This is a genomic window from Bacillus sp. NH11B, assembly GCF_001884205.1.
In the GTDB taxonomy this organism is placed as follows: Bacteria; Bacillota; Bacilli; order Bacillales; family Bacillaceae_G; genus Bacillus_A; species Bacillus_A proteolyticus.
The window spans coordinates 1-1,227 of record NZ_MAOG01000083.1 but is presented as its reverse complement, the minus strand read 5'-3'; the positions used below and the strand labels follow the sequence as shown (position 1 = coordinate 1,227).

Below are 1,227 nucleotides of genomic sequence, written 5' to 3'. Positions count from 1 at the left end.
AAGTCCAAGGGCCCGCCAGTACAAGCAGAACCCCGGATGCAACCAGCACATGCCCGGCATGCTTGGCCAGCCTGACCGAAAATCGGAATACATCCAGATAAGCCTGCTGTGTTCGGTCCTCTGTAGCCCGCAATTTTTTGATGAGCGGAAGCAATACAAAAAACGGGCCGATGGATAAGATTACACTAAAAATATGTACATACAGAAGTAGTCGATACAATATGTCCATCCTTAAATCACATTAACCTTCGATGGGATGGAACTCATGAACCCAAACTCTCATATTTGGCAGCCACGGCATGCCAGGGTGAAGCGACAGGATAGATTGTTTATATTCCTCCACATTCGCATAGCCTTCTTGACGTGCATGCTCATCAGTCAATTCGCCAAGTGACTGCGAATAGACCTTCTCCACAACATACCGGTGACCTTGAAACTCCATCACTTCCCCGACATCCGCATATCTCCCGTTGCGGCGAGTAGCCGTTTTCTGTCCTGCAAGTACTTTTTCAATGTCCTCCTGAATCGTAATGAGACGTTCAATCGTACATGTTTTTGGTGGTAAAGCGTTTGTTTCATTTTGGTTTGTCATCTGAGTCACTCTCCTTTTTTCATTTAAGCATAAGCCAACTTTATCATATAAAAAAATTATTCTATATAGCAAGTTTCTACATAATAGGGATAACAAACTTTCATACAATGTTTATACATACTGTAGATTTAAAATAAAGATTGATAATTAGTAAAAAAGTTTGACAAAAATGTCTATTTTGTAGGGTAATTGCTTATGCATAAAATAACATTAATTTTTTATATACTGTTGCTATAAACTCTCGAGAGAGTTGGAAAATAGATTCGCGAATCAACCGGGTTTCAAACCTGATGTGGTGATGAGGTGCGAAGCTATTATGAGTGCAGTGACATAACTAGGAGGTTTCCACTAAGACAGCTTTATTTAAGGCTATGGCGTTCCAGCTGAAAACTGAACGACTTGACCTGAGTATGTGGGAGGAATCCGATTCAGCCTGATGGAAAGTAGTCATAGGAATACACCCTTCATTGTGGGCGAGGTGCACATAGTTGTAAAAAAATACCCTTGTCCAATCCATTATCATTCTTTAGTCATTTAATATTACAAAGGTGGTGAGAACATGGAAAACAATGAAAAAATTACGTTTCGATTTGTAAAAAAAGATGGGAAAGAAATTAATTTGGGGAATCTTGATG

1 protein-coding gene and 1 pseudogene are annotated in these 1,227 nt (G+C 39.8%); both read right to left on the bottom strand.

The annotated features are described in order from the left end of the window. Positions 1-223 (bottom strand): annotated as a pseudogene (locus BAU27_RS32635) (hypothetical protein); the annotation flags it as partial. Between the two features lie 18 nt (positions 224-241). Continuing rightward, positions 242-592, bottom strand: coding sequence for an ASCH domain-containing protein (locus BAU27_RS11800; protein WP_071770972.1), 351 nt, complete (start codon positions 590-592; stop codon positions 242-244). Positions 593-1,227: the final 635 nt, after the last annotated feature.

Coding starts and splice junctions, on each gene's coding strand:
- BAU27_RS11800 (WP_071770972.1), bottom strand. CDS start 592: ATGACAAACCAAAATGAAACAAACGCTTTACCACCAAAAACATGTACG.